The organism is Pseudomonas azotoformans, assembly GCF_001579805.1.
Classification (GTDB): domain Bacteria; phylum Pseudomonadota; class Gammaproteobacteria; order Pseudomonadales; family Pseudomonadaceae; genus Aquipseudomonas; species Aquipseudomonas azotoformans_A.
In genome coordinates, this window is sequence record NZ_CP014546.1 from 2426461 (window position 1) to 2452729 (window position 26269).

22 protein-coding genes, 1 tRNA gene and 2 pseudogenes are annotated in these 26269 nt (G+C 61.6%); 16 read left to right on the forward strand and 9 right to left on the reverse strand.

What is annotated here, in order from left to right:
• Nucleotides 1-39 precede the first annotated feature (39 nt).
• Together AYR47_RS11235 and AYR47_RS11240 are read right to left on the reverse strand one after the other, a co-directional pair.
• Nucleotides 40-213 carry a DUF3094 family protein gene (locus tag AYR47_RS11235; RefSeq protein ID WP_016976295.1) on the reverse strand — a complete coding sequence of 58 codons (174 nt, stop codon included), beginning with the start codon at nt 211-213 and terminating at the stop codon, nt 40-42.
• 54 nt (nt 214-267) lie between these two features.
• A complete protein-coding gene (locus tag AYR47_RS11240; RefSeq protein ID WP_033903339.1) occupies nt 268-897 on the reverse strand; it encodes a DUF1780 domain-containing protein in 630 nt (209 codons plus the stop codon).
• Between the two features lie 253 nt (nt 898-1150).
• Here AYR47_RS11240 and AYR47_RS11245 point away from each other — a divergent pair, with 253 nt between their 5' ends.
• The 3 genes from AYR47_RS11245 (at nt 1151) to AYR47_RS11255 (ending at nt 4229) form a co-directional block, all read left to right on the forward strand.
• Nucleotides 1151-3205, forward strand: a complete 2055-nt coding sequence (locus AYR47_RS11245) for an autotransporter outer membrane beta-barrel domain-containing protein (RefSeq protein ID WP_082781488.1) — start codon at nt 1151-1153, stop codon at nt 3203-3205.
• Between the two features lie 52 nt (nt 3206-3257).
• Complete coding sequence (locus AYR47_RS11250) at nt 3258-3947, forward strand: energy-coupling factor ABC transporter permease (protein WP_061435285.1); 690 nt, start codon at nt 3258-3260, stop codon at nt 3945-3947.
• Nucleotides 3948-4013: 66 nt separating this feature from the next.
• The gene (locus AYR47_RS11255) at nt 4014-4229 is read left to right on the forward strand and encodes a hypothetical protein (RefSeq protein WP_003171680.1); all 216 of its coding nucleotides are present in this window, start codon (nt 4014-4016) and stop codon (nt 4227-4229) included.
• Here AYR47_RS11255 and yacG read toward each other — a convergent pair.
• Genes yacG through AYR47_RS11275 form a run of 4 tightly spaced genes read right to left on the reverse strand, consistent with a single transcriptional unit; the run spans nt 4226 to nt 7114 of the window.
• Entirely contained in the window at nt 4226-4426 is a 201-nt protein-coding gene (yacG, locus tag AYR47_RS11260; RefSeq protein ID WP_003188437.1) for a DNA gyrase inhibitor YacG, read from the reverse strand. The genes AYR47_RS11255 and yacG overlap by 4 nt on opposite strands.
• Nucleotides 4423-5046 carry a dephospho-CoA kinase gene (coaE, locus tag AYR47_RS11265; protein WP_033903342.1) on the reverse strand — a complete coding sequence of 208 codons (624 nt, stop codon included), beginning with the start codon at nt 5044-5046 and terminating at the stop codon, nt 4423-4425. Before coaE ends, yacG begins: the two co-directional genes overlap by 4 nt.
• On the reverse strand, nt 5043-5909 hold the full coding sequence (locus AYR47_RS11270; RefSeq protein WP_061435287.1) for a prepilin peptidase: 867 nt from the start codon (nt 5907-5909) through the stop codon (nt 5043-5045). The genes coaE and AYR47_RS11270 overlap by 4 nt, the downstream gene beginning before the upstream one ends.
• Nucleotides 5906-7114 carry a type II secretion system F family protein gene (locus tag AYR47_RS11275; protein ID WP_061435288.1) on the reverse strand — a complete coding sequence of 403 codons (1209 nt, stop codon included), beginning with the start codon at nt 7112-7114 and terminating at the stop codon, nt 5906-5908. Before AYR47_RS11275 ends, AYR47_RS11270 begins: the two co-directional genes overlap by 4 nt.
• 194 nt (nt 7115-7308) lie before the next feature.
• Between AYR47_RS11275 and AYR47_RS11280 the strand changes: the two genes are divergently transcribed.
• The 4 genes from AYR47_RS11280 to AYR47_RS11295 all read left to right on the forward strand — a co-directional run bounded on the left by AYR47_RS11280 (nt 7309) and on the right by AYR47_RS11295 (nt 9739).
• Complete coding sequence (locus AYR47_RS11280; RefSeq protein WP_082462009.1) at nt 7309-7731, forward strand: pilin; 423 nt, start codon at nt 7309-7311, stop codon at nt 7729-7731.
• A 35-nt stretch (nt 7732-7766) separates the two neighbouring features.
• Nucleotides 7767-9167, forward strand: coding sequence for an O-antigen ligase family protein (locus tag AYR47_RS11285; protein WP_061435290.1), 1401 nt, complete (start codon nt 7767-7769; stop codon nt 9165-9167).
• Between the two features lie 48 nt (nt 9168-9215).
• Nucleotides 9216-9288, forward strand: a tRNA-Thr gene (locus tag AYR47_RS11290).
• Between the two features lie 145 nt (nt 9289-9433).
• A complete protein-coding gene (locus AYR47_RS11295) occupies nt 9434-9739 on the forward strand; it encodes a DUF6388 family protein (RefSeq protein ID WP_033903347.1) in 306 nt (101 codons plus the stop codon).
• A gap of 88 nt (nt 9740-9827) precedes the next feature.
• Here AYR47_RS11295 and nadC read toward each other — a convergent pair.
• A pseudogene (gene nadC / locus AYR47_RS11300) lies at nt 9828-10677 on the reverse strand (carboxylating nicotinate-nucleotide diphosphorylase).
• A gap of 191 nt (nt 10678-10868) precedes the next feature.
• On the opposite strand from nadC, the gene AYR47_RS11305 reads away from it, so the two are divergent.
• The 5 genes from AYR47_RS11305 to AYR47_RS11325 all read left to right on the forward strand — a co-directional run bounded on the left by AYR47_RS11305 (nt 10869) and on the right by AYR47_RS11325 (nt 17152).
• The gene (locus tag AYR47_RS11305) at nt 10869-12992 is read left to right on the forward strand and encodes a DUF1631 domain-containing protein (protein WP_061435292.1); all 2124 of its coding nucleotides are present in this window, start codon (nt 10869-10871) and stop codon (nt 12990-12992) included.
• A gap of 61 nt (nt 12993-13053) precedes the next feature.
• Nucleotides 13054-13617 (forward strand): 1,6-anhydro-N-acetylmuramyl-L-alanine amidase AmpD, encoded by a 564-nt coding sequence (ampD, locus tag AYR47_RS11310; RefSeq protein ID WP_033903350.1) that lies wholly within the window; start codon nt 13054-13056, stop codon nt 13615-13617.
• Nucleotides 13614-14450: a regulatory signaling modulator protein AmpE gene (gene ampE / locus AYR47_RS11315; protein WP_033903351.1), complete on the forward strand. Its 837-nt coding sequence runs from the start codon at nt 13614-13616 to the stop codon at nt 14448-14450. Before ampD ends, ampE begins: the two co-directional genes overlap by 4 nt.
• 1439 nt (nt 14451-15889) lie before the next feature.
• Complete coding sequence (locus AYR47_RS33380) at nt 15890-16594, forward strand: methyl-accepting chemotaxis protein (protein WP_420492062.1); 705 nt, start codon at nt 15890-15892, stop codon at nt 16592-16594.
• Nucleotides 16595-16720: 126 nt separating this feature from the next.
• Entirely contained in the window at nt 16721-17152 is a 432-nt protein-coding gene (locus tag AYR47_RS11325; protein WP_033903353.1) for a hypothetical protein, read from the forward strand.
• On the opposite strand, the gene AYR47_RS11330 is transcribed toward AYR47_RS11325, so the two are convergent.
• Nucleotides 17099-17875, reverse strand: a complete 777-nt coding sequence (locus AYR47_RS11330; protein WP_061435295.1) for a TatD family hydrolase — start codon at nt 17873-17875, stop codon at nt 17099-17101. The genes AYR47_RS11325 and AYR47_RS11330 overlap by 54 nt on opposite strands.
• Nucleotides 17876-17877: 2 nt before the next feature.
• Nucleotides 17878-18873: a catabolite repressor/activator gene (gene cra / locus AYR47_RS11335; protein ID WP_033903355.1), complete on the reverse strand. Its 996-nt coding sequence runs from the start codon at nt 18871-18873 to the stop codon at nt 17878-17880.
• Between the two features lie 293 nt (nt 18874-19166).
• Between cra and ptsP the strand changes: the two genes are divergently transcribed.
• The 4 genes and pseudogenes from ptsP to AYR47_RS11355 all read left to right on the forward strand — a co-directional run bounded on the left by ptsP (nt 19167) and on the right by AYR47_RS11355 (nt 26254).
• On the forward strand, nt 19167-22025 hold the full coding sequence (gene ptsP / locus AYR47_RS11340) for a phosphoenolpyruvate--protein phosphotransferase (RefSeq protein ID WP_033903356.1): 2859 nt from the start codon (nt 19167-19169) through the stop codon (nt 22023-22025).
• Complete coding sequence (gene pfkB, locus AYR47_RS11345) at nt 22026-22946, forward strand: 1-phosphofructokinase (protein ID WP_061435297.1); 921 nt, start codon at nt 22026-22028, stop codon at nt 22944-22946.
• An 11-nt stretch (nt 22947-22957) separates the two neighbouring features.
• Nucleotides 22958-24668 (forward strand): annotated as a pseudogene (locus AYR47_RS11350) (PTS fructose-like transporter subunit IIB).
• A 44-nt stretch (nt 24669-24712) separates the two neighbouring features.
• On the forward strand, nt 24713-26254 hold the full coding sequence (locus tag AYR47_RS11355; RefSeq protein ID WP_033903359.1) for an alkaline phosphatase D family protein: 1542 nt from the start codon (nt 24713-24715) through the stop codon (nt 26252-26254).
• Nucleotides 26255-26269 lie beyond the last annotated feature (15 nt).

The window sequence follows — 26269 nt, forward strand, 5'->3', positions numbered from 1 at the left end:
AAGAAATCGGAGCAGTTACCCCCGCGAGCGCCAGGCAGCTCATAGCGTCAGGTAACTCAAAAGTCGGCTCAGCAGGCCCAGGCCGATCACTACAACAAGCACCACACCCAGGAGCAGCCATGGCCGGAAAGGCTTGCGCTCGACTCGGTTTTGGGAGAGTTGCAGGTACTCTTCGACATGCTGTTGGTCATCGGGGTTCAGGCGGCTGGTCATAAAGGCCTCGTCAGGTAGACGTTGCAAAAGGGCGCCACGTTACAGTCCGGGGGATCAGAGGCTGATGCCCACGTCGAATACTATGCTGCGGCCCAGGTTGTTGCGCAAGAAATCCGGTGCGTCCGGGTGCGCGAACAACACCCGTGCAAACGTCGGTCCCACCAATGACAGTGAGCGCCAGCCCTGGCGCAGGTATTCCGTCGGTGGCGGAAAATGGCTGTTCAGGTCGAGCACTTCGCGCTTGAGGCTGGTGAAGGCGACGATATCCAGCTCGCCCAGATCCATCCCGCGCTCTTTATAGTTATGGGCTTTCTTGCGCAGTGTAGGCGCCAGGCGCAATAGAAACTCATGGGCGGGGATGCGTCGCGGCTTGGTCTCGCGTCGTACCAGTTGGCTCAGGGAGAAGGCGCTGCGCCGGCGCAGTAACTCGTCGCGCCATTCGTCGTTCAGGCGGCGGCCCTCATCCAGTACGAAAAACACCTCGAAGCTGGCGTCACGAAAAAGTACGTCCGGGGGCTCTTGCCCTGCGGCGTGAAACTCTTCGGCTCGATAAGGCACGTTCAAGCCTTGCAGCAGGCGCTGGCAGACCCAACGCTCACGCTCCCATTTGCGGGCATTGGACAGGAACGCGTTGGCTTGTTCGGCCGCTACGGTGAGCAGGCGCAAGTAATCTGAGTCATCCATAGCTAGCAGCTTAGCGCTCAAATGTGATGAAAAAAAACAAAAGTCGGGCGCATTTCCACCTTGGAGGATGCGCTCTTGAATATGCGGCTGGGAAATTTCCTACAAGTACGGGGAAGTTTCCTACTTTTTTGTTCCTCCTCGAACCCTAAATTCACTCCCTCACCGAGCCTCTGATCTAACGTCAGCCGCGCTCGACCTGGATGCCTCCGGCGTCCTTATCGCCGGTTTGGCGGTTAGTCTGAGGTTTTGAATCATGCACACCCTTCACCCGAAACGCCCGGCGATACTTGCCCTTTCGCCGCTGGCACTGGCCATGTTCATGCTGCAGCCTACCCCCGCGCGGGCGTTTACACCCACGGTCAACAATGGCGCAGTGGTCGATGGCGAGATGGTGACGGGGGGGCAGCAGAGCATTGGCACCAACGGCACGGCCAACAACACTTTGATTGAGGTGACGGGCACTCAGGCTGTTTTCCAGCATGGTGTCTCCAATGATGCAACGGTCAATGGCCGCCAACTGGTGCAAAGCGGCACGTCCAATCGCGCAGTGGTCAATGTCGGCGGTTCTCAAGTTGTCAGTGCCGGGGGGATCGCCAACGGAACGGTCTTGAATGGCGGCACACAGACAGTGCAAACCCCAAACAGCCGCGCCAACGGCACCGTGATTAATTCGGGCGGTGTGCAAACCCTCACGCTTGGTGCGTCCGCAGCGGACACCGTCATTAACGACGGTGGCGTGCAGACGGTGATCAATCAGGGGGCGGCGCTTAACACGTTTGTGTTGACCGGCGGCGTCCAAAATCTGGAACGCGGCATCCTGGGCGGTGCCGTGGCGACCGATACCCATATCAGCGGTGGTGTGCAGAACGTTTACGACAGTGCTACCGCCAATAACAGTACGGTCAGCAACGGCGGCCAGGTCAACCTCTTCGGCGGTGCACAGGCCAATGGACTGGTGGCGGACGCGGGCGGTAGCGTTAGTGTCATGGAAAACGGCGTAAAAACCGTGGACTCGCTGACCCTCAATGGGGGGCGTCTGGTTTTCGCGCCAAGTACCGACGGCACCTTCAAGACCTTCACCGTCAATGCGTTGTCCGGCAGCGGCAGTATCCTGATGAATACCGACATCGCCAGCGCGCAAAACGATGTGTTGGTGGTGGAGGGCGCCGGACTGGCGAGCGGCAACCATACGTTGATCGTGGCGGATTCGGGCCATGAGCCGGGTACAGCGGACGGCCGTTTGCTGTTGGTAGACACCCATGGCGGCAGCGCCAAGTTCGATCTGTACGGCGGGCATGTCGATGCCGGCGCCTTTCGATACGGCCTGCAGCAAGAAGGTGACGATTGGGTATTGGCCAGTGCTGGCAAAGGGCCCTCTGGGCCGTCGCCGCAGAACCTCTCTTCGGGGGCCAACGCCGCCATCGCTGCACACACCGCCAGCGCCAGCCTATGGAGTGCGCAGATGAACGCGCTGGTCAAACGCCTGGGCGAATTGCGGATGGGCGAGGATAACGGGGGCGTATGGACTCGGGCCATCAGCAGGCGTTTCGATGTGAGCGAGCAGTCCAGCCGTGCCTATTCCCAGAATATCTCCGGGCTTGAAATCGGCGCCGACAAGGCAGTGGCGCTGAGCAACGGCAGGGTGTATCTCGGCGCCATGGTGGGTACTGCCCGGTCGGACCAGGATTTCGGTGAGGGCGCTTCGGGCAACACCGACAGCAAGATGTTCGGTGTGTATGCCACTTACCTGCACGACAACGGCATCTACGTCGACAGTGTGCTGAAGTACAGCCGGTTCGACAACGATATCAAGATGCCGACCAACCTCGGCGATCGGGTGAAGGGGTCGTATAAAACCAATGGAGTGGGCGCGGATATCGAAGTGGGCAAGCACATCCCTTTGGGAAGTGGCTGGTTCGTCGAGCCTCAACTTGAACTCACCGCGACTCGCACCCAAGGCGCCGACTACACCGCGAGCAATGGCTTGAGGGTCAAGTCCGACGATCTCGACTCGTTGCAGAGCCGTGTGGGTTCACTGTTCGGCCGTAGCCTGGCATTGAGCAACGGCATGAAGGCGCAGCCGTACGTGAAGGCGTCCTATGTCACTGAGCACGCCGGTGGCAGCAAGGTCAGCGTCAATGGCAATAAGCTCGATGCCAAGTTGCCGGGCGATCGTGTAGAGCTGGGCTTTGGTGGTGTGTTGCAAGTCAGCGAGAAGAGCAAGATCTCCCTGGATGCCGAGTACGCCAAAGGCAATTCCATCGAGCAGCCGTGGGGTGTGAACCTGGGGTATCGCTACCTGTGGTAAAGCGCGGTGTAGACTGATCACCCGATAGCAACCTTTTGGGTGAGATAAAGCCATGATCAGCGCCGCGATGCTAGCGCCGCAAACCCTCGGTATCGGCTGGGTGTTGTATGCGCCGGTGCTGGTGTGGGCGGTCCTGCGTTCGCCCTGGGTGGAGCTGTTCGCCGACCGGCGCCGCCAGCACCTGCTCTTCGGCACGGTGTTCGCATTGTTCATGTTGTGGCTGGTCCGGCGGGACTTCGATACCGGTGTGTCCTACCACTTCATTGGCATGACTGCCGTGACCCTGCTGCTGGATTGGCCCTTGGCAATTGTCGGCGGCTTCGCGGCCCAGTTCGGGTTGATGTTGTTGGGGCGCCAGGACCTGGGCGCCCTTGGCATCAATGGCCTGTTGCTGGTCGTGCTGCCGGTGCTGGTCACTGAAGCCTGTGCGCAGTTGGTCGAGCGAGCGCAACCGCGTAATCCCTTCGTATACATCTTTTGTTCCGGATTTTTTGCCGCCGCATTATCGGCCTTGCTCTGCCTGCTGTTCGGGCTGGGGCTGCTGTGGTTCGACGGCCGTTTCGCCATGCCGGAATGGCTGGAGGATTTCGTTGGCTACCTGTGGCTGATCATCTTTCCCGAGGCCTTTATCAACGGCATGGTCGTCAGCGCCCTGGTGGTGTTTTGCCCGGAATGGCTGGAGACTTTCAACCGCACGCGTTACCTCTCGGCGCCCTGGAAGGATGACGATTCGCAGCGTTGATCCAGATCAAATCTCACGCGCCCTGGCAGGCCCATGCTCTGCAAAATTTTTCCAGGAGCACGGATCATGAGTGTGTACGAGTGGGCACGGCAGGAATTGCGCAGAAGCCAGGACGCGGCACAGGAAATCGGTTTTGACCCAGGCCTGACCCTGCGCGCCATGCTCAGTGCAGTGGTGCAGCAGAGCAAGGGGGTGCGCAGTTTCGAAGACCTGGCCGACGAGCTGCAATACCTTGCAGAAAACCTCGACGACCAGCAGGAATACGCCTTTATGCGCCCTTAGTGGCGCGGTGGAAGGTCTTCGGAAAACAGTTCGTCTTCGGCATCCGGGGCCACGGGGATCTTGTGTTCTTCAGCGGCCCAGGCGCCCAGGTCGATGAGTTTGCAGCGGTCCGAGCAGAACGGCCGGTTGAGGTTGGTCGCTTTCCATTCCACGGGTGCGCCGCAGGTTGGGCAGTCGACGGTCAAGGGTTGGCTCATGATCGGCCTCCACGCAAAGTAAGGTAAAAGTGGTGCAGTCGCTCGACCTCGCTGTGCAGCCAGGCGAGGTCCTGGTCATTGACCAGGACGTCATCGGCATGTTTCAGGCGGTCTTCGCGGCTGGATTGTGCCTTGAGGATCGCCTGTACCTGTTGCTCGTTGATGCCGTCGCGCTGCAGGGTACGCTGAATCTGCAGCGATTGCGGCACGTCGATCACCAGGATGCGCTGGGTCATGCTGTACTGGCCGGATTCGATCAGCAGTGGCGACACCAGGATCGCGTAAGGTGACGTTGCCCGCGCCAGGTGGCTGCGGATTTCTTCACCAATCAACGGGTGCAGCAGGGCTTCGAGCCAACGGCGCTCTTCGGGGACTTCAAAGATCAGCTTGCGCAATGCGCCGCGGTCCAATTGGCCGTCAGGCTGCAACACGCCGGCGCCAAAGTGCTCAGCGATACGCGCCAGTGCCGGACGGCCAGGCTCCACCACCCAGCGGGCGGCGTGGTCGGCGTCTACCAGGTCGATACCCAGGTCGATAAAGTGCTGGGCCGCCGCGCTTTTGCCGCTGCCGATGCCGCCGGTAAGGCCGAGAATCCAGGGTGTTGCAACAGAAGTGGTCATCTGAAACCGACAGACTGCAAATAGAAGTCGGTTATTTGACCACCCCAGAGCAATGCAATCCAGCCGGCAATGGCCAGATACGGACCAAATGGCATCGGCGCCGACGCTTGGGCCTTGTGCAGGCGCATCAGGATCAAGCCGACAAATACACCGACCAACGACGACATCAACAGCGTCATCGGCAGAATCTGCCAACCGCCCCAGGCACCGAGCAGCGCGAGTAACTTGAAGTCGCCGTGGCCCATGCCGTCCTTGCCAGTGACCAGCTTGAACAGCCAGAACACGCTCCACAGGCTCATATACCCGATCACTGCGCCCCACAGTGCGTCGGCCAATGTCGTCAGCAGACCGAACCCGTTGACGATCAGCCCCAGCCACAGCAACGGCATCACCAGCACATCCGGCAACAATTGATGATCGGCATCAATCAGGCTCATCGCCAGCAAGCCCCAGCTCAGTACAAGCACTGCGCCCGCCTGCCAGCCAAAGCCGAAATGCCAGGCCACCCAGGCCGAGATCAGTCCACACGCCAGTTCAGTAAGCGGATAGCGAGGGCTGATTGCTCCTTTGCAATGGGCGCAACGACCTCGCAGAAACAAGTAACTGAGCAGTGGGATATTTTCCCATGGGCGTATCGGATGGTTGCAATGCGGGCAGCAGGAATTGGGGCGCATCAGGTTATAGGTCGGCCCGGCTGGGTCGGCGGGTAGACCGAGCACTTCATGGGCTTGGGCGCGCCATTCCCGTTCGAGCATTTTTGGCAGGCGCCACACCAGCACGTTGAGAAAACTGCCGACGATCAGCCCCAGTATCCCTGCCATCACCACAAAGGCCCCCGGGTGTTCAACCAGTAACAGGCTCAAAACGCGCTCCCCAGCTGGAAGACCGGCAAGTACATGGCGATGACCAGCGCGCCGACGATGCTGCCCAGGACCACCATGATCAGCGGCTCCATCAGGCTGGTGAGGTTATCGACCAGGTTGTCCACATCGGCCTCGTAATGATTGGCGACCTTTTCCAGCATACGGTCCAGTGTGCCCGACTCTTCGCCGATGGCAGTCATCTGGATCGCCATGGGAGGGAACAGGCCGCTGGCGAGCATGGATTGATTCAATGGCAGGCCGGTGGATACATCGTGTCGCATATGTTCGATTGCCTGTTTGAACGGCCCTGAACCGACCGCGCCGGCTACTGAATCCAATGCCTGAACCAATGGGACACCCGCCGCAAAGGTCGTGGACAGTGTGCGGGCGTAGCGGGCCACGGCCGATTTTGTCAGCAGTTTGCCTGCCAGCGGCGCTTTCAACAAACCGGCATCCAGCCAGAGTCGAAAAGCAGGGGCGGCGTTATAGGCGTGGCGCAACCCCATGCCTCCCGCGAGAATGCCCAGCGCTACGATCCACCAGGCTTTCTGCACAAACTCGGACAAGGCGATCACCTGCAAGGTGAAACCGGGTAGCGTGCCGTCGACGCCGGCAAACAGGTTCTGGAACTGCGGCACGACGTGGATCAGCAGAACACCGGTGACCAGGCTGGCCACCACCAGCACCGCGATCGGATAGGTCATGGCTTTTTTGATCCTGGCCCTTAATTGCTCGCTCTTTTCCCGATGGATCGCCACACGCTCCAGCAGGGTTTCCAGCGCTCCGGCCTGCTCGCCGGCCGCCACCAGATTGCAATACAGCTCATCGAAGCAGCGCGGTTGTTTGCGCAAGGCTTCGGCCAGGCTGGAACCTGCGGCGATCGCTTGTTTCAGCCCCTGCACCAACTCGCGAACAGCGCGGTTGTCGAAGCCATCGCCGATGACGGCGAAAGCTTGCAGCAGGGGAATCCCGGCCTTTAGCAGCGTCGCCAGTTGGCGAGTGAACAGGGTGATATCCGTCGATTTGATCGACGGTGTGAATCCTCGTAGAACGGGGGATTTCTTGCGGACATGCCCTGGGCTGATGCCCTGTTGGCGCAACTGGGCCCTGACCCAGGCAAGATTGTGCCCCGTGGTTTGCCCGCACACCCTGCGTCCTTTGCGATTGATGCCTTCCCAGGCGTACAGCGTTAAAGCGTCGTCCATGTCACCGTTCCGCACAGAGGTCGTCGAAGATTTATAGCTTAGTCAGGTGACGGATTCGGGCAGGCTGGGGAAGCAGGATAAAATGTCAGAATATGCGACTTGCGCGCGATTGAGCGTCTGCGGATGAGTACACTGGCGCCGCTGCACAACAACGGGGCGCAGGACGCGCCTTGTCATGAGTTTTATCCTGGAGAGTGAATGTGAGACGTCAAAAAGGTTTTACCCTGATCGAGCTGTTGATCGTCGTGGCAATCATCGGCATTTTGGCCACCATTGGCCTGCCCATGTACACCACCCACCAGGCCAAGGCCAAATTCACCGCCGGCCTGGCTGAAATCAGCGCGTTGAAGCCTGGGTATGAAGACACCCTCAACCAGGGCACGGTCCCGACGCTGGCATTGATCGGCGGCACCAGCCCGACAGCCAACTGCAAGATTGATGTAGCAGGCGATGTCGCCACGGGCGCGGGCTCCATCCAATGCGAAATACTCGACGCGCCCGCGCCGGTGCTGGGCAAGACCATCAGCCTAACGCGCAATGCCACCACCGGTTGGAAATGCACCACCACCGCTGACGCAAAATATGTCGCCAAAGGTTGCGGCGCCGACGGTGCATAACTGCTAAACCCTCCGCAGGGAAGTTGAGGTGGCCGATGGCGTTATCCGTAGAGCAGCGTGGCAGTATTTTCCTGGTGGCCGTGGTGTGCCTGCTGGTGGTTGGGGTTTGTGCTCCCTTCAGTGGGCATGATCTGCAACGGGTGATGCAGATCGCCATCGGGGCTTGCGCGGTGCTGTACGGGCTGTCGGTCGCCCACGTTGAACGGCTGGTTGACCGGCCCACGGCCTTGAGCCTGGCGCTGATCATTGTGCTGGGCCTGGCGTCTTCAATGCGGGCTCACCAGCCGCTCTGGGCGCTTGTCGAAATGGCATCGTTCGTCAGCTGTGGCGCGATTGCGGTGGCATTCGCCCTGCTGCGACGCCAGGGCGGTGAATCGTTGGACCGCGTCTTGATTCTGTTCGTGGTGCTGCTGTGCCTGATCAAATCGATTCAATACACCTACGCCGGTGCTCTGGCGTTCATCAGCGCTGAGCGCACGCTAGACCCTGACGTATTGCTGGCCGGCTTTTCCAACAAGCGTTTCTACGGCCAGTTCCAGACGTTTACTTTGCCGCTGCTGGCGCTCCCCTTATTGATCCCCACGCTGTCTCGCTCACTCAAGGCCGTGGTGTTTGCGCTGCTGTGCGTGTGGTGGCTGATTGCAGTGGCTGGCGGCACGCGTGGCACCTGGCTTGGCATGGGCGCGGCGGGCGTGGTGTTGGCGGTGCTGGGGCCATGGGGCCGGCGCTGGTTGGGGTGGCAGTTGGCCGCAATGCTGGGCGGACTGTTGTTGTATTGGCTGGTGTTCAAGGTGTTGGCGGATTACCTGGGGATCGAGATCGCCAATGCCGCCAGCGATCGCCTCACGACGTCGTTGTCGGGGCGAGGGCCGATCTGGTGGCAGGCCTGGCATATGCTCGTCGAGCGGCCTTGGTTGGGCTTCGGGCCAATGCATTTCGCCGATATCACCAACAGTATTGCCGCTCACCCCCATCAGACCATCCTGCAATGGACGAGCGAGTGGGGCGTGCCATCCGCGTTGTGCGTCGCGGTGTTGGCATGGCGAGGAGGCTGGGCCACGGTCGGTGTCGTGCGTGAGCGTGCGCTGAGCGCCGAGTGTGCAGATTTGCTGCGGCTGTGCCTGTTTGCGGCGTTGGTCGGTGCGCTGGTGCAGTCCATGGTCGACGGCGTGATCGTGATGCCCAACTCCCAGGTCTGGCTGGCGCTGGTGGTGGGCTGGCTGATGGCGTTGCACGTCTGGCGAACCCCACAAACCAACGAGTTGCCATTGGCCTGGAGCGCCTGGAAAGCAATGGGTGTACTGGCCGTTGGTCTGTTGGTTGTGATCGCCTTGCGGGACGTTCCTCATATCGAACACGCTCAACAGCAGTACCTGGGCGCCCATGGCAATCACCTGCAACCACGCTTCTGGGCCCAAGGCGTGATTGCCCGCTGACGGCGGCAAGTTGCCGGACTCCCGATGCGGTGCTAGCTTTAGCCCACCGCCCGTGTAGCTCAGCCGGTAGAGCAGCGCACTCGTAACGCGAAGGTCGCAGGTTCGATTCCTGTCTCGGGCAAAAAGGCAACATCGGCAGCACTGTTTTCAGATGATCCCAGAATGGTTCTGAAGGCCAGACGAGCTGGCATTTGCGCCCGCTCTTTTGTATCTGCGCAACCTTGATGACCCAGATGCATCCCCATTCCTCGATCTAAGAGAACGACATGACCACGACTGAAATGACCCAGGAAGTTCGGCATCAAGCAGCCCTCGAAAAATACCTCGAGGAGTCGCCGCAACTTAAAGAAGAGATCAAGGACCTGAGCGCCGATGATCAGCGCGACCAGATTCAGTGGGCATTCGAGGACGAGGCCGAGAGCCAGGGTTATCAGCCCTGGGAGCTGACCCTCAAGTACACCTCGACACCGGAAGAGTTCGAAGCGGCACGGCTGGCCTTGCATAAAGAGGCGGCTGAAGTGTTGGGTGTCGAGTGGGAAGAGTATTGCGAGATGAACGACTTGGTGGTTTAGAAGCAGCTGCCAGTTTCAAACTGCAAGCTGCAAGTTGTCTTGCAGCTTGCAGCCCTCTTGCAGCTTGAAGCTTACTCCTTGCAGCTCCTCAGATACTCAGCCGCATCGACAAATCCACCGCCTTCACATCCTTGGTCATCGCACCAATCGAGATGTAATCCACCCCGGTCTCCGCAATGGGCAGCAGGGTGCTTTCATTGATCCCGCCGCTGGCCTCCAGCTTCGCCTTGCCGCCGTTCAGGCGAACGGCTTCACGCATATCGTCCAGGCTCAGCTCATCGAGCATGATGATATCCGCGCCCGCCGCCAGCGCTTCGCGCAGTTCATCCAGGCTTTCCACTTCGATTTCCACCGGCTTGCCGGGGGCGATCTTGTGGGCGGCCGTGATCGCCTGGGCAATGCCGCCGCAGGCCGCGATGTGGTTTTCCTTGATCAGGAACGCGTCATACAAACCGATACGGTGGTTGTGGCAGCCGCCGCAGGTTACGGCGTACTTCTGCGCCAGGCGCAGCCCCGGCAAGGTTTTGCGGGTGTCCAGCAGCTTGACCTGGGTACTGGCCACAAAATCCGCCAGGAATTGCGCACGGGTGGCGACACCGGAGAGCAACTGCAGGAAATTCAGCGCGCAGCGTTCGCCGCTCAAGAGTGAACGTGCCGGGCCTTCAAGGTGGAACAGCACCTGGTTGGGGCTGACGCGTTCACCGTCGGTCACCTGCCAATGCACCGCGACCCGAGGGTCCAGTTGGCGGAACACCGCATCCACCCAGGCCGTACCGGCGATAACAGCCGTGTCACGGGTAATGATGGTGGCCGTGGCCAGCCGTTCGGGCCGGGATCAACTGCGCAGTGATGTCGCCGCTGCCGATATCTTCCAGCAGTGCGCGGCGCACGTTGGCTTCGATTTCGGCGGTGAGGTCGGCAAGACGGAGATTCGGCATAACAGGCTCCACAGACAAAGTGCCCCGATTATAGGGGCAGTGCGCGTTCGAACCCAGGCTCACCACTCATTTACCGAGCAAAGGCAGAGTTTGCTGGCGCAACCCCCCTCATTTGCAAGATAATCTCGCGCCTTGCAATTGGCGTCATAGCTTTGACGTTCAGACCCATACCGCCGTTTCAGGAGGCCAGGATGCACAATGACGGAAAGGTGGTGCCCTTCAACAAGGCGCCCGCCACGCCATCGCCGCTCGCCCGACTGCCGGTGGTTTTGCTGCAGGTCCGCGACAAGGCGGCGCAACAGTTGCAGCAAGGGCTGCAGGATCTGTTCGATAACGCTGACGACACCTTGTTCGAAATGGCCGACAAGGCGCGTAACAACCTCGATCACCATATTTTCTTCGAAGCCATGCGCGACCTGCGCCTCAAGCGCAAGAATTTCGAGCGCGTGTTCATGGAGCGCCTGTTTGAAGCCTTCGCCAGTCTGGGTCAGGCAGGGCGCGGGGAATTGCAATTGGTGCCGGTGGTGTCCTACGACGCGGCACCGGGCTCATCCAGGGATGATCGCGAAAAAGCCGTGGCGCTTGAGGCCATGCTGGGTCGTGTGCGGCACCGTGATGGCCTGGCCCTGGGCCAACTCACCGCGCGCTTGAGCGCGTTGCTCGGCAACCGCCTGGATGATCGCGAAAACCCCCTGGGGCCTGCACTGTTGTGTGAGTTCTTCCTGCGGGCGGGGCGCAGCCTGGGCGTAGAGATCCGCGTCAAGCTGATCATGCTCAAGCTGTTTGAAAAATACGTACTCAGTGACGCCGACCAGCTATACGGCGAAGCTAATCGGTTGCTGGTCGCGACCGGTGTGTTGCCTGAACTCAAAAGCGTACCGTCGCGGCGGCTTGAAGCGCGTGAGTCCCGTGAGCTTCCACGCGAGGAAACCCTGCCGCCCGTTGACGGAAATGGCCAGCAAGCCTTTGCCGCGCTCCAGCAGTTGCTCACGGTGGTACGCGGTAGCGTGGCGCCGACGCTTGAAGCCAGCGCCGAACCCTTGCCCATCGCCACCCGCGACCTGCTGCGCCTGCTGTCCCATTTGCAGCAATACGTGCCAGAGCCTGAGGTCGAGGATGATTTCGACCTGCGCAACCAGCTTGAGCAGTTGCTCACGCGCGTCAGCGTCAAGAGTGGCAAGTCGAGGGTGGTGGAGGAGGCGGACGAAGATGTGATCAACCTGATCGCGCTGCTGTTCGAATTCATCCTCAACGACCGCGCCGTGCCTGATGCCTTCAAGGCCCTGATCGGTCGCCTGCAGATCCCGATGCTGAAAGTGGCGGTGCTGGACAAGAGCCTCTTCAGTCGCGCCAGTCACCCGGCGCGGCGTCTGCTCAATGAAGTCGCAACCGCCGCAATGGGCGGCAGCCAGCGCGATCATCTGTACCTGCGCATCGAGCAGGTGGTGCAGCGCTTGCTCAACGAATTTGTCGAAGACCCGGCGATATTTTCCCAGCTGCTCGCCGAGTTCAGCGCGTTTACCGCGGATGAGCGGCGGCGCAGCGATTTGCTTGAACAACACACCCGTGATGCCGAAGCCGGGCGCGTGCGCACCGAGGCGGCCCGCCAGCGCGTGGCCGATGTGCTGAACAAACGGCTGTTGGGCAAGACCCTGCCGCGTCCGGTCGTGCAGTTCCTGCAGCAGGCCTGGAGCCAGGTGCTGTTGCTGGCCAGTCTCAAGCATGGCGAGCAGTCGGTGCAGTGGCAGGCGGGGCTGCGCACCATGGACGAACTGATCTGGAGCGTTGGCCTGCAACAAGACACCGAAGCCGGGCGCCATCTGCTGGAGCAACTGCCGGGCTTGCTCAAGGCCCTGCGCGACGGCTTGACCAGCGCCGCGTTCGACCCCTTCAGCACCCGCGAATTTTTTGTGCGCTTGCAAGCCCTGCATGTCCAGGCACCTGAAGGCGTCGACGAGTTGATCGAAGTACGTGAGGCGTTTGTGCTGACATCGGCGTCACCCGACCCGGTCAGCGACTTGCCGGACAACGACCCCGACTTGCTTAAAGCCCGAGAACTCAAGGTGGGGGGATGGGTGGCGTTCGAGGAAAACGAAGCCACTACGTTGCGCTGCCGACTGACGGCGATCATGACGCCGGCCGAGACCTATGTCTTCACCAGTCGCACGGGGCTCAAGGTGATGGAGAAAAGTGCCGGCCAACTGGCATTGGCGTTCAAGCGTGGCGTCCTGCATGCCCTGGACGATGGCCCCCTGTTCGAGCGCGCACTGGCCGCTGTGGTGAGCAAGCTGCGTCAACTCAATCACGGCAAGTGATCGCAACCTGAGGGTCGAACGCGGCATACTGGTCACACGTTGTCTCGTTAAAGGAACCTGTATGCAGTTGGACCCCACCAGCGGTTGGTGCCAGGGCATCCGTCATTGCCCTTCACCCAACTTCAACGAGCGCCCCGCCGGCGAAATCTCACTGTTGGTGGTGCATAACATCAGCCTGCCACCGGCGCAGTTCGCCACCGGTAAAGTGCAGGAGTTTTTCCAGAATCGCTTGGATGTCACGGAACATCCCTACTTTGAAGGGATTGCCGACTTACGGGTGTCTGCGCATTTTCTGATTGAGCGTGACGGTGCGGTGACGCAGTTTGTGTCCTGTCTCGACCGGGCCTGGCATGCCGGGATCTCGCAATTCGAGGGGCGGGAAACCTGCAATGACTTTTCCCTGGGGGTGGAGCTCGAAGGCACGGACGACCAGCCGTTCACTGACGCTCAATATGCGTCATTGATCGACCTGACCCGCCAGTTGCTGGCGGCTTACCCCGGCATCACGCCCCAGCGCATTTGTGGTCACAGCGATATCGCTCCGGGTCGCAAGACCGATCCCGGCCCGGCTTTTGATTGGACGCGCTTTCGCAGCGCCCTGCAGGATGGAGGACACGCACGATGAGTTTCCTGGTGTTGGTGCTGGCGGTCTGGATCGAGAAATTTTCGGCCCTGCGCCAGCGGTTGCAGCGTGATGGGGGTTGGCTGCGGGAACTGGCCAAGCTGGAATCGAACCCGCGCATGGGCAAGCAGCCCTGGTTGATCCTGGCATTGCTGGTGTTGTTGCCGGTCGCGTTGCTGGCGTTGTTGCTGTTGGTGTTGGAGCCGGTGGCTTACGGGCTGTTGGCACTGCCGGTGCACTTGCTGGTGGTGATCTACAGCCTGGGCCGTGGTGATCTGCTCGCCGGGCTGGGCCCCTTTCGCGATGCCTGGCGACGGGGCGACCTGCAAGCCGCCGAACACGTGGCTGAGCGTGACTTGAACCTGAGCGCCGACAGTGGCGAACAATTGCTCGAGCGCGTCCAGGGCCATCTGTTGTGGCAGGCCTACCAAAGCTTTTTTGCCGTGATTTTCTGGTACTTCCTGTTGGGCCCTGTGGCTGCGTTGGCTTACCGCCTGCTCGCACTGGCCAGTGAACACAGCAGGAACCCTCTGGTGGCTGAGCGAGCCGGGCAACTGCGCCACGCATTTGACTGGCTGCCGGTGCGCCTGCTGGCGGCCAGTTTTGCCCTGGTGGGTAACTTCGTCGCGGTCGGCCGTGTGATGCTCCACGAACTGCTGAGCTGGGACATCAGCGCTGCCCAACTGGTGGAAAAAGTTGGCCTGGTCGCCGCTGAAATCCCGCCTCCAGCGGTCGGCCCCGATGGCATCAACAGCCTGGACCGACTGTGGGAGCTTCTGCTGCGCGCGGCGGTGTTGTGGTATGCCGGGTTTGCGATCTGGACGGTACTGCCCTGACGGCTGATCTCATTAACCTTAAGTTACAAAACTCCCTTTCAAATTGAGCTATACAGATGCTGGCTAACTGCCGCCCTGCGCCTCAATAAAAATAAAAGAAAGGGAGTTCACCTGTGAAGAGCTTGCTCTATCCCGCCGTCGCGCTGATGAATCGCCTGAGCTTCGGCATGAAGTTCAGCCTGATCAGCGTGTTGTTCCTGCTGCCGATGCTGGCGACCAACTATTACCTGGTGCGTGATTCGTGGCGTGAATTCCAGGGCACACGCGTCGAGCTGCAAAGCCTCGACCTGCTCGGCAGCAGCCTGGCCCTGCGCCGCGACCTGGAAACCCTCAACAACCAGGTGCAGATCAACGCCACGTTGGGCCAGTCCGGTAAGGCGGGCGACCTTGAGGGCAAGATCAGCGCTTTGGAACACAGCGTGCTGAACCGCCTGCAAAGCCTCAACGCCATGACGACCGAACCCGAGCAAATCGCCGCTTTTGACGCCAAGCGCGACGAGTTGATCGCTGCCTTCAAGGCCCAACAGCAGGAAACCTCGCTGCTGAGCAAAAGTGCCCTGATCGGCAAGTTGCTCAACAAGGCGCAGATGCTCAGCCAGATCATCGCCAGCCAGTCCGGCTTGAGTCGCGACTCCCAAAGCGACCTGCGCCAACTCAGTGAACTGATCACCAGCGTGACCCCGCAAGTCACCCAGACCCTGGGCGAAGGCCGGGCAATGGGCGCGTATTCCCTGGGCCAGGGCTTTCTCAACTCGTCGTCCAGCACACGCTTTGACGAGCTGTTGCAGCAATTGGAAAAACTCCAGGCCGAGTATGGCTTGAAGTTGCAGGATGCCTTGGGCTCCAGCAAAGCCGCGCACGCGGCCCTCGACAGCCTGGCCAAGGCCAGCAATGCCAGCCTCAAGCATGCCGCCGAGTTGTTTGAAGAACAGGTAGTGATGGCCGAAACCCTCGACGCGCCCTGGCAGGGCTTTTACGACAATGTCAGCCGCTTGATGGCCCAGACCTACCAGTTGGATGACGCCACGCTGACCTTTCTCGGGCAACAGTTGGAACAGCGCCTGGCACAAAACCGCACGCACATGGTGGTGCTGGTCTCGGCCCTGAGCGCGGTGTTCCTGTTGATTTTCTACCTGTACGCAGGCTTCTACGCGTCCACGCGCACCACGCTGCGGCGTCTGGGCGCGATGATGGATAAGGTGGCGGCCGGTGACATGACCGTCACCTTTGTTGCCCATAGCCGCGATGAGTTGGGTGACCTGGGCCAGGTATTCAACGGCACCGTGGCGAAGATCCATGACTTGATCGAGCGCGTCGGACACACCGTCAGCCAGGTCGAGTTACAGGCCGGGCAGGTGGAGACGGTCTCGGCCCAGAGCAATCAGGCCGTTTCCGGGCAACGCACGCAGATCGAGCAGGTGGCGACGGCCATGAACCAGATGTCGTCCACCGCCCAGGAAGTTGCGCGCAGTGCGGCGGCGGCGGTGAGCAGTGCCCACAGCGTCAACGACGAAACCGTCAGCGGCCGTGGCCTGGTGCAGTCGCAGCAGGGCAGCATTGCGCGACTCGCCACGGAGATCGATCAGTCGGTGCGGGTGATCAACCAACTGGCCACCGACAGCCAGTCCATCAGCAGCGTGTTGGAAGTGATCAAGAGCATTGCCGAACAAACCAACCTGCTGGCACTCAATGCGGCCATCGAGGCCGCGCGGGCCGGCGAGCAAGGGCGTGGGTTTGCGGTGGTGGCGGACGAGGTGCGTACCCTGGCACGACGCACCCAGCACTCCACCGAGGAAATCGAGCAGATGATCAGCCGCTTGCACAGCGGCGTGGCGGCGGCCGTGAAGGCCATGGGCAGCAGCCATGAAATGGCCAGTGGCACCGTGGGCCAGTCGGAAAAGGTCCAGCAAGCCCTGGAAAACATCCTCGCTGCCGTAGGGATGATCGTCGATCAGAACCAGCAAATTGCCGCCGCCGTGGAGCAGCAAACCGCCGTCGCCCACGATATCGACCAGAACATCGTTGAGATCAATCGGGCTGGCGAACATGCCGCCCAAGGCGCACATCAGACCGAAGCGGCGAGCCGACAGCTGTCGATGCAGGTGATCGAGTTGAAGCAATTGATCGGCGCGTTCCGCGTGTAAGATCAGAATGTAGGATTTGTCGTTTGCTGGCGTGGTGCTCGTCCTGATTTCGCTGCGTCTCTTTTCTGGGGTTTTGAATGGGGGAAAATTGTTTCACTCGATTTCAAGTCCTGGGGAGGCACAGCGATGAACGCTGTAATCGGCATCAAGGGGCACTGCGCCCATTGCGACATCACCTTTAATCTCAAGCCTTGGCAACTGAACGCCATTGCCATCGAAGAACCGTTCGATTGCCCGTACTGCCAGTGGATCTTGCAGTTGAACTGCCCTCGGCAATTGCGCCAATTCAGGTCGCTAGACCATTGGGCACTGGTGCGCCCGAGCATGGTGGTATTGACCTGCACGGCACTCATCGTGGCACTGGTGACGGAGTGGGTGGGGCTGATCAGTGTGATCGGCCAATTCAACATTTCGCTGATCGTGCTGCTGGTGCATTTCCTGGTGCTGCGATATGCCCGCTATCGTCAGCGGATAACGCTGGAGCTGCAAGTGGTCTCGCCTTCTCTACCAATTGAACAGCTCGCACCCATTGCGTGTGCTCGCCTCGGCCAGCAATAGAGGGCTGGTATTCATGCGCTCGGCGAGCGCGGTGCAGATGTCCGGCAGGTGTTCGGGGCTGTTGCGTTGGCCGGGGTGCATCGCGGGCGCCATATCCGGTGAGTCGGTTTCCAGTACCACCGCGTCCAGCGGCAGGTGGGCCAGCACCTTGTGCATGCGCAGGGCTTGAGGCCAGGTCGCCGCGCCGCCCAAGCCCAGTTTGAAGCCGAGCTTGATGTATTCGTGGGCTTCTTCACGGCTGCCGGCGAACGCATGGATGATGCCGCCACGGGGCAGGCGAATGCGCTTGAGGGTTGCAATTACGGCGGCGTGGCTGCGACGCACGTGCAGAAGCGCCGGCAGTTGGAAGTCCACCGCCAGTTTCAGTTGTGCTTCGAACAGGCTTTGTTGGCGTTCGCGGTCCAGCTGTTCGAGAAAGTAATCCAAGCCGATTTCGCCCACGGCGCACAGTTGCCGGTGGCCGTGCAGGCGGGTCAGCCAGTCGCCCAGTTCCGTCAGGTCGGCGGGGCGATGGTCATCGAGGTACACCGGGTGCAGGCCAAAGGCAGCGAACAAGCCTTCGTCCGCTTGCACCAGGTCCCACAACCGCTGCCAATTTTGCTGATACACCCCCAATACCACCATGCGTCGTACGCCCAGTGCCCGGCTGTGAGCGAGGACTTCCCGGCGATCGCTGTCGAAGTCCGGAAAGTCCAAATGGGTGTGGGTGTCGATCAACTCCACGCTCAGGTCTCGCGAATGCGCTGCTTGAACGTCCGGCCGATGGCATGCACGCCGGGCTGGTACTGTTCTTCTTCAATCGCGGCCAGGGCCAGGCGCAGTGCGGTCTCGGCGATCAGTTGATGTTGCTGGGCCATGGCGTTGACCGGCAGCGGCAGGAAGTCCAGCAACTGGGTATCACCAAAGGTGCCCAGGCGCAGCGGTCGTGATTTGAGCGGGAAGTCATGCAAGGCGTCGAACACGCCTTGCAGCAGTACGTAGGACGTGGTCACCAGCGCGTCAGGCAAATGCCCCAGTTGCTGCAGAAGTTGCTCCATCAACTGTCGGCCACAATCGCGACTGAAGGCTTCACCGTGTTCGACGATCACTTCACCGGTGAACCCTTCGAGGGCCTCGCGGAAACCGGCGGCACGTTCCTGGCTGATGCTCAGCTCGGGCCGCGCACCGATCAGCACGATCTGCTTGGGCAATGGCTGCAACAGACTGCTGGTCAATTGCTGGCACGCCTGGCGGTCGTCGCTGACCACCGAGCAGAATTGATCCGCGCCCATCACCCGGTCGATGGCAATCACTGGCAGCCCCTTGGCCTGCAGCTCGCGGTAACTGTCATCGCTGGCCGGCAGGCAGCTGGCGACAAACAGCGCATCACAGCGCCGGGCGCGGAACAGTTGCAGCAGTTGGCGTTCGCTGTCGGCGTCATCGTCGGAGCTGGCGATCAGCAGTTGATAGCCACGTGCCCGAGCCCCTTGCTCCAGGAGCTTGGCGATGCGTGCATAACTGGGGTTTTCCAGGTCGGGCAGGATAAAGCCCAAGGTGCGCGTGTGCCGACTGCGCAGCCCGGCGGCCTGGGGGTTGGGGGTAAAGCCATGGGCTTCGACCACGGCGCGCACCCGCTCGACGGTGGCGCTGCTGATGCGTTGCTGTTCAGCCTTGCCATTGATGACGTAGCTGGCGGTGGTCACGGACACACCGGCGAGACGGGCGATATCACTGAGTTTCAAACCGGGATTTCCTTGTTTTCTGGAGCTTGCCCCGACATTTTCTCCAATCGTAACCGATTCCTGTACACGACCAATGTCCTGGCTCAAGCGCCGAGTGGTTCTTCAAGGATGCGCAATTAACGCGTAGTCTTCCACAAACTATAGATTAAACGTTTCAGCCAGCGTATTTTTACGACGTTCGCGACTGAGTGGCTACTGCCAATTGACTGCTCAGTCAGTAAAACCTGAACACCCTTTACACTGTTTGTTTAAAACAATACCTAGTGCGCCACTGCACTAACTAGGAGAACGGCATGCTTGAGCTCACTGTAGAGCAGATTTCCATGGGCCAGGTGGCCGTGGACAAATCTGCTGCCTTGCACCTGCTCGCTGAAAAACTGGTGGCCGACGGCCTGGTCGCCGAGGGTTACCTCAGCGGTTTGCAAGCCCGTGAAGCCCAAGGCTCGACCTTCCTCGGCCAAGGTATCGCCATCCCCCACGGCACCCCCGAAACCCGCGACCAGGTGTTCTCCACCGGTGTGCGCCTGCTGCAGTTCCCCGAAGGGGTGGACTGGGGCGACGGCCAGATTGTTTACCTGGCCATCGGCATTGCCGCCAAATCCGACGAACACCTGCGCCTGTTGCAACTGCTCACCCGCGCCCTCGGCGAAACCGACCTGGGCCAGGCCCTGCGCCGTGCCGGCAGCGCCGAAGCGCTGTTGAAACTGCTGCAAGGTGCGCCGCAGGAACTGGCGCTGGATGCGCAGATGATCAGCCTGGGCGTGTCCGCCGACGACTTCGAAGAGTTGGTTTGGCGCGGTGCGCGGCTGTTGCGTCAGGCCGATTGTGTGAGCAATGGTTTCGCCGCGGTGTTGCAGCAGGTGGATGCGCTGCCCCTGGGTGATGGCCTGTGGTGGTTGCACAGCGAGCAGACCGTCAAGCGCCCAGGGTTGGCGTTTGTCACCCCGGACAAACCCATGCGCTACCTCGGCCAGCCGCTCAACGGCCTGTTCTGCCTGGCCAGCCTGGGCGAAGCTCACCAGACGCTGCTCGAACGCTTGTGCGCCTTGCTCATCGAAGGGCGCGGCCAGGAACTCGGCCGCGCCACCAGCAGCCGCGCCGTGCTTGAGGTGCTGGGCGGTGAGTTGCCGCCCGACTGGCCCACTGCGCGCATCACCCTGGCCAACGCTCATGGCCTGCATGCGCGCCCAGCGAAGATCCTGGCGCAGTTGGCGAAAAGTTTTGAAGGCGACCTGCGTGTGCGCATCGTCGATGGCCCCGTGGGTGCCGTGTCGGTAAAAAGCCTGAGCAAACTGCTGAGCCTCGGCGCGCGTCGCGGCCAGGTGCTGGAGTTTGTCGCCGAGCCGACCATTGCCGGCGACGCGCTGCCCGCGTTGTTGGCGGCGGTGGAAGAGGGCTTGGGTGAAGAGGTCGAGCCGCTGCCGACCCAAAGCGCCCCGCCTGAAGTCGTCGATATCGAGCCGGTGCTCAGCGCACCCTTGGCCGGCAGCCAGATCCAGGCCATCGCCGCCGCGCCGGGCATTGCCATCGGCCCGGCGCATATCCAGGTGCAGCAGGTCTTCGATTACCCCTTGCGCGGCGAATCTTCCGCCATCGAGCGCCAGCGCCTGCACGGCGCCTTGGCCGATGTGCGCCGGGATATCCAGGGCCTGATCGAACGCAGCCAATCCAAGGCGATCCGCGAGATTTTCATCACCCACCAGGAAATGCTCGACGACCCGGAACTCACCGACGAAGTCGACACCCGCCTCAAGCAAGGCGAAAGCGCTGAAGCGGCGTGGATGAGTGTGATCGAGGCGGCGGCCAGGCAGCAGGAGTCGTTGCAGGACGCCTTGCTCGCCGAGCGCGCCGCCGACCTGCGTGACGTCGGCCGTCGTGTGCTGGCGCAGCTTTGTGGCGTCGAAACCGCCCAGGAGCCGAGCGAACCTTACATTCTGGTGATGGACGAAGTCGGTCCGTCCGATGTGGCGCGTCTGGACCCGGCGCGCGTCGCCGGCATCCTCACCGCCCGTGGCGGCGCGACGGCCCACAGCGCCATTGTCGCCCGCGCCCTCGGGATTCCCGCGCTGGTCGGTGCCGGTCCGGCAGTGTTGCTGCTGGTTTCCGGCACGCCATTGTTGCTGGATGGCCAGCGCGGCCGCCTGCATGTAGACGCCGACGCCGCGACCCTGCAGCGCGCAACGGTCGAGCGCGACACCCGCGAGCAACGCTTGCAAGCCGCCTCGGCGCAGCGCCATGAACCGGCCCTGACCCGCGACGGGCATGCGGTGGAAGTGTTCGCCAACATCGGCGAAAGTGCCGGGGTTGCCAGCGCGGTGGAGCAGGGCGCCGAAGGCATTGGCTTGCTGCGCACCGAACTGATTTTCATGGCCCACCCGCAAGCGCCGGACGAGGCCACCCAGGAAGCCGAATACCGCCGTGTCCTCGATGGCCTCGCCGGTCGTCCGCTGGTGGTGCGCACCCTCGATGTGGGCGGCGACAAACCGCTGCCTTACTGGCCGATCGCCCAAGAGGAAAACCCCTTCCTCGGCGTGCGCGGCATTCGTCTGACCTTGCAGCGCCCACAGATCATGGAAGCGCAACTGCGGGCGCTGCTGCGCTCGGCGGACAACCGCCCGCTGCGCATCATGTTCCCCATGGTCGGCAGTGTTGACGAATGGCGCGCGGCCCGCGACATGACCGAGCGCCTGCGCCTGGAAATCCCGGTGGCAGACCTGCAACTGGGCATCATGATCGAAGTGCCGTCGGCCGCATTGCTGGCGCCGGTCCTGGCCAAGGAAGTGGACTTTTTCAGCGTCGGCACTAACGACCTGACCCAGTACACCCTGGCCATCGACCGTGGCCACCCGACCCTGTCCGCCCAGGCCGATGGCCTGCACCCGGCGGTGTTGCAACTGATCGACATCACCGTGCGCGCCGCCCATGCCCATGGCAAGTGGGTTGGCGTGTGCGGCGAGTTGGCGGCTGATCCGTTGGCGGTGCCGGTGCTGATCGGCCTGGGGGTGGATGAGCTGAGCGTGTCGGCCCGCAGCATCCCTGAAGTGAAGGCGCGCGTGCGCGAATTCAGTCTGAGCGAGGCCCAGGGCCTGGCGCAACAAGCACTGGCGGTGGGCTCGCCCGCCGAAGTGCGAGCCCTCGTGGAGGCCGTATAGATGGCAAGGATTCTGACCCTGACGCTGAACCCGGCGTTGGACCTGACGGTACGCCTGGCGCGCCTGGAACCGGGTGAAGTGAACCGCAGCGAAACCCTGCTGACCCATGCCGCCGGCAAGGGTGTGAATGTGGCGCAGGTGCTGGCCGACCTGGGCCATCAGGTGAGCGTGGGCGGGTTTCTCGGTGAAGAAAACCCCCAGGCGTTCGACGCGCTGATCGCCCGCCGTCGATTTGGCAATGCGTTTATACGTGTGCCGGGCGAGACACGCAGCAACATCAAGATTGCCGAGCAGGATGGCCGGGTCACCGATATCAATGCGCCTGGGCCGCTGGTGAGTGAAGCGGCGCAAGCAGAGCTGCTCAAACTCATCGCCATCGTCGGCCCTGAATTTGATGCGGTGGTAGTGGCCGGCAGCTTGCCGCGTGGTATCAGCCCTGAGTGGTTCCAAAGCATGCTGGAGAAGATCAAGGGCCTGGGTTTGAAAGTCGCCTTGGACACCAGCGGTGAGGCGCTGCGCGCCGGTCTTAAGGCCGGTCCGTGGCTGGTCAAACCCAATACCGAAGAACTGGCCGACGTCCTGGGGAATGCCCCGGATGCCATCAGCCAATTGCATCAACAAGGTGTGGAACACGTGGTGGTTTCCGACGGCGCTGCGGGTGTGAGCTGGTACAGCCCAGGCGCGTCGCTGCACGCCACGCCGCCCAAGGTCGCGGTCGCCAGCACCGTCGGCGCCGGCGACTCGCTGTTGGCTGGGATGCTCCACGGTCTGCTCAGTGGCGATACGCCGGAGCAAACCCTGCGCCGCGCCACGGCAATTGCCGCGATGGCGGTGACGCAGATCGGTTTCGGCATCAGCGACCACGCGCAGCTGGAACAACTCGAAAGCGGCGTCCACGTGCGTGCGTTCACAGAACAATAAGAGGGTTTGTGATGAAGTTAGCCATTGTTACCGCCTGCCCGAACGGCATGGTCACCAGTGTGCTGTGCGCCCGCTTGTTGGACGCTGCCGCGCAACGCCAGGGCTGGAGCACCAGCGTTGAAGTGGTGGATGTGCAGCGCCCGGAACGCCAGTTGTCCCAGGCCACGATCGACGATGCTGAATGGGTGTTGTTGGTCACCAGTACGTCGGTGGATATGCAACGGTTTGTCGGCAAACGTGTGTTCCAGAGCACGCCGGCCCAGGCGCTGGCGGATGTCGACGCGGTATTGCGTCGTGGTGCTGAAGAGGCGCAGGTGTATGTGGCTACGCAGCAGGCGGCCAAGAATGCACCGCGCATCGTTGCCATCACCGCTTGCCCGACGGGCGTGGCCCACACCTTCATGGCTGCCGAAGCCTTGCAACAGACCGCCAAGCGGCTGGGCTACGACTTGCAGGTCGAGACCCAGGGCTCGGTCGGCGCGCGCACGCCCTTGAGCCCGCAGGCCATCGCCGACGCCGATGTAGTGTTGTTGGCGGCGGATATCGAAGTCGCCACCGAGCGCTTCGCCGGCAAGAAGATCTACCGTTGCGGCACCGGCATTGCCCTCAAGCAATCCGAGGCCACCCTCAACAAGGCCCTGGCCGAAGGTGCGGTGGAAAACGCGGCAAGCGGTGTGGTGGCCAAGCAAGAAAAGACTGGCGTGTATAAACACCTGTTGACCGGTGTGTCGTTCATGTTGCCAATGGTGGTGGCGGGTGGGTTGTTGATTGCCTTGTCCTATATGTTCGGCATCACGGCGTTTGAAGAGCAAGGCACCCTGGCTGCCGCGTTGAAAACGGTGGGTAACCAGGCTTTCATGTTGATGGTGCCGCTGCTGGCAGGCTACATCGCGTACTCCATTGCCGACCGTCCCGCCCTGGCCCCCGGCATGATCGGCGGGTTGCTGGCGACGACATTGGGCGCTGGCTTCATCGGCGGGATATTCGCCGGTTTCCTGGCCGGTTATTGCGTCAAGCTGATCACCCGCGCGGTCAAGCTGCCGCAAAGCCTGGATGCGCTGAAACCGATCCTGATCATTCCCTTGCTGGCGAGCCTGTTCACCGGCCTGGCGATGATCTACCTGGTCGGGCCGCCGGTGGCGCGCATGCTGGTGAGTCTGACGGGATTCCTCAACAATATGGGCACTACCAACGCCGTGCTGCTGGGTGTGCTGTTGGGCGGCATGATGTGCGTCGACCTCGGTGGGCCGATCAACAAGGCAGCTTATGCGTTTTCCGTCGGCATGCTCGCCGAGCACAGTGGTGCGCCGATAGCCGCAGTGATGGCGGCGGGCATGGTGCCGCCCATCGGCATGGGCATCGCCACCTTCCTGGCACGCCGCAAATTTGCCCAGACGGAGCGCGAGGGCCGGCAAGGCGGCGATCATTCTCGGCATGGTGTTTATCTCCGAAGGCGCGATTCCCTTTGCAGCCAAAGACCCGCTGCGCGTGATCCCGGCCAGTATCGCCGGTGGCGCGTTGGCGGGTGCGCTGTCGATGTATTTTGGTTGCAAGCTAGCGGCGCCCCACGGCGGCCTCGCGGTGCTGGTCATTCCGAATGCGATGAACCACGCGCTGCTGTACCTGCTGGCGATTGTCGCCGGTAGCCTGCTGACCGGCCTGGTGTATGCGCTGATCAAACGTCCGGAAGCGGTCGAGCTGACTGTCGCACCGGTGTCATAACCCCATGCTTAAGTGGCCCTTTTGATAACCAAGAGGGCACCTGCATGAGCCACTTCGATCTCGGCCGCCGCCGCGTGATGCAAGCCGTCGGCGCCGGCCTGTTGTTGCCGGGCCTGGCCCCGGCGGTGATCGCCTCTGTGAAGGACCGGCCGCAACTCACCGACGGCGTGCAGTCCGGCGACCTGCTCGGTGATCGCGCCATGATCTGGAGCCGCAGCGACCGCCCGGCCCGCATGGTGGTGGAGTGGGACACCCGCAGCGTCTTCAGCAACCCGCGTCGATTTGTTTCGCCCCTGGCCGACAACCGCACCGACTTTACCGCCCGTGTCGAACTCACTGGGCTGCCCGCCAACCAAGCGATTTTCTACCGCGTGCACTTCGAAGACGCCCAGACCGGCGTTGCCAGCGAACCCTGGTTTGGCCACTTGCGCAGCGTGCCGCAGCAGCGCCGCGATATTCGTTTTGTGTGGAGTGGCGACACCGTCGGCCAGGGCTTCGGCATCAACCCGGACATCGGCGGCATGCGCATCTATGAAGCGATGCGCCTGCGCCTGCCGGACTTTTTTATCCACAGCGGCGACACCATCTATGCAGACGGCCCAGTGCCGGCCCAGCTCACGGTCGAAGACGGGCGCATCTGGCGCAACCTCACCACCGACGCCAAGAGCAAGGTGGCTGAAACCCTGGATGAATATCGCGGCAACTACCGCTACAACCTGATGGACGAAAACGTCCGTCGCTTCAACGCCGAAGTGCCGCAGATCTGGCAGTGGGACGACCATGAAGTGGTGAACAACTGGTCGCCAAGCAAGCAGTTGGATGAGCGTTACCAGGTCAAGGACATCAACACCTTGGTCGGCCGTGCGCGCCAGGCCTGGCTGGAATATTCACCGATGCGCCGGCAGAGCGCCGATGGCGGCGGGCGCATTTATCGCAAGCTCGGCTATGGGCCGTTGCTGGATGTGTTCGTGCTGGACATGCGCAGCTATCGCGGGCCGAACGATGACAACCTGGGCGCTGAAAAACCCTTCCTCGGCCGCGAGCAGTTGGATTGGCTCAAGCGTGAACTCAAGGGCTCGCAGGCGCAGTGGAAAGTCGTCGCCGCTGACATGCCAATTGGCCTGGGTGTGCCTGATGGCGAAGTGAGCCCCGGCGTGCCGCGCTGGGAAGCGATTGCCAACAACGACCCAGGCGCACCGCAAGGGCGTGAGCTGGAAATTGCCGAGCTGCTGGGCTTTTTAAGGGCGCAGAAGGTGCGTAACCATGTGTGGCTGACGGCGGATGTGCATTACTGCGCGGCACACCACTATCACCCGGATCGCGCGGCGTTCCAGGATTTCGAGCCGTTCTGGGAGTTTGTCGCCGGGCCGTTGAATGCGGGGAGTTTCGGGCCTAATCCGTTGGACAAGACCTTTGGGCCAGAGGTGGTGTTCGAGAAGGCGCCGCCGGCGCAGAACACCTCGCCATTTGCCGGTTTTCAGTTTTTTGGCGAGGTGAACATTGATGGGCAGACGGCGGAGTTGACCGTGATTTTGCGGGATCTGGATGGCGTTTCGGTCTTTGAACAAAAACTCCAGCCCACCTGACTTGGAACTCAATCA

What these genes read in the sequence shown, in the direction of transcription:
- AYR47_RS11235 (WP_016976295.1), bottom strand. Translation starts at nt 213, where the DNA reads ATGACCAGCCGCCTGAACCCCGATGACCAACAGCATGTCGAAGAGTAC.
- AYR47_RS11240 (WP_033903339.1), bottom strand. Translation starts at nt 897, where the DNA reads ATGGATGACTCAGATTACTTGCGCCTGCTCACCGTAGCGGCCGAACAA.
- AYR47_RS11245 (WP_082781488.1), top strand. Translation starts at nt 1,151, where the DNA reads ATGCACACCCTTCACCCGAAACGCCCGGCGATACTTGCCCTTTCGCCG.
- AYR47_RS11250 (WP_061435285.1), top strand. Translation starts at nt 3,258, where the DNA reads ATGATCAGCGCCGCGATGCTAGCGCCGCAAACCCTCGGTATCGGCTGG.
- AYR47_RS11255 (WP_003171680.1), top strand. Translation starts at nt 4,014, where the DNA reads ATGAGTGTGTACGAGTGGGCACGGCAGGAATTGCGCAGAAGCCAGGAC.
- yacG (WP_003188437.1), bottom strand. Translation starts at nt 4,426, where the DNA reads ATGAGCCAACCCTTGACCGTCGACTGCCCAACCTGCGGCGCACCCGTG.
- coaE (WP_033903342.1), bottom strand. Translation starts at nt 5,046, where the DNA reads ATGACCACTTCTGTTGCAACACCCTGGATTCTCGGCCTTACCGGCGGC.
- AYR47_RS11275 (WP_061435288.1), bottom strand. Translation starts at nt 7,114, where the DNA reads ATGGACGACGCTTTAACGCTGTACGCCTGGGAAGGCATCAATCGCAAA.
- AYR47_RS11285 (WP_061435290.1), top strand. Translation starts at nt 7,767, where the DNA reads ATGGCGTTATCCGTAGAGCAGCGTGGCAGTATTTTCCTGGTGGCCGTG.
- AYR47_RS11295 (WP_033903347.1), top strand. Translation starts at nt 9,434, where the DNA reads ATGACCACGACTGAAATGACCCAGGAAGTTCGGCATCAAGCAGCCCTC.
- AYR47_RS11305 (WP_061435292.1), top strand. Translation starts at nt 10,869, where the DNA reads ATGCACAATGACGGAAAGGTGGTGCCCTTCAACAAGGCGCCCGCCACG.
- ampD (WP_033903350.1), top strand. Translation starts at nt 13,054, where the DNA reads ATGCAGTTGGACCCCACCAGCGGTTGGTGCCAGGGCATCCGTCATTGC.
- ampE (WP_033903351.1), top strand. Translation starts at nt 13,614, where the DNA reads ATGAGTTTCCTGGTGTTGGTGCTGGCGGTCTGGATCGAGAAATTTTCG.
- AYR47_RS33380 (WP_420492062.1), top strand. Translation starts at nt 15,890, where the DNA reads ATGTCGTCCACCGCCCAGGAAGTTGCGCGCAGTGCGGCGGCGGCGGTG.
- AYR47_RS11325 (WP_033903353.1), top strand. Translation starts at nt 16,721, where the DNA reads ATGAACGCTGTAATCGGCATCAAGGGGCACTGCGCCCATTGCGACATC.
- ptsP (WP_033903356.1), top strand. Translation starts at nt 19,167, where the DNA reads ATGCTTGAGCTCACTGTAGAGCAGATTTCCATGGGCCAGGTGGCCGTG.
- pfkB (WP_061435297.1), top strand. Translation starts at nt 22,026, where the DNA reads ATGGCAAGGATTCTGACCCTGACGCTGAACCCGGCGTTGGACCTGACG.
- AYR47_RS11355 (WP_033903359.1), top strand. Translation starts at nt 24,713, where the DNA reads ATGAGCCACTTCGATCTCGGCCGCCGCCGCGTGATGCAAGCCGTCGGC.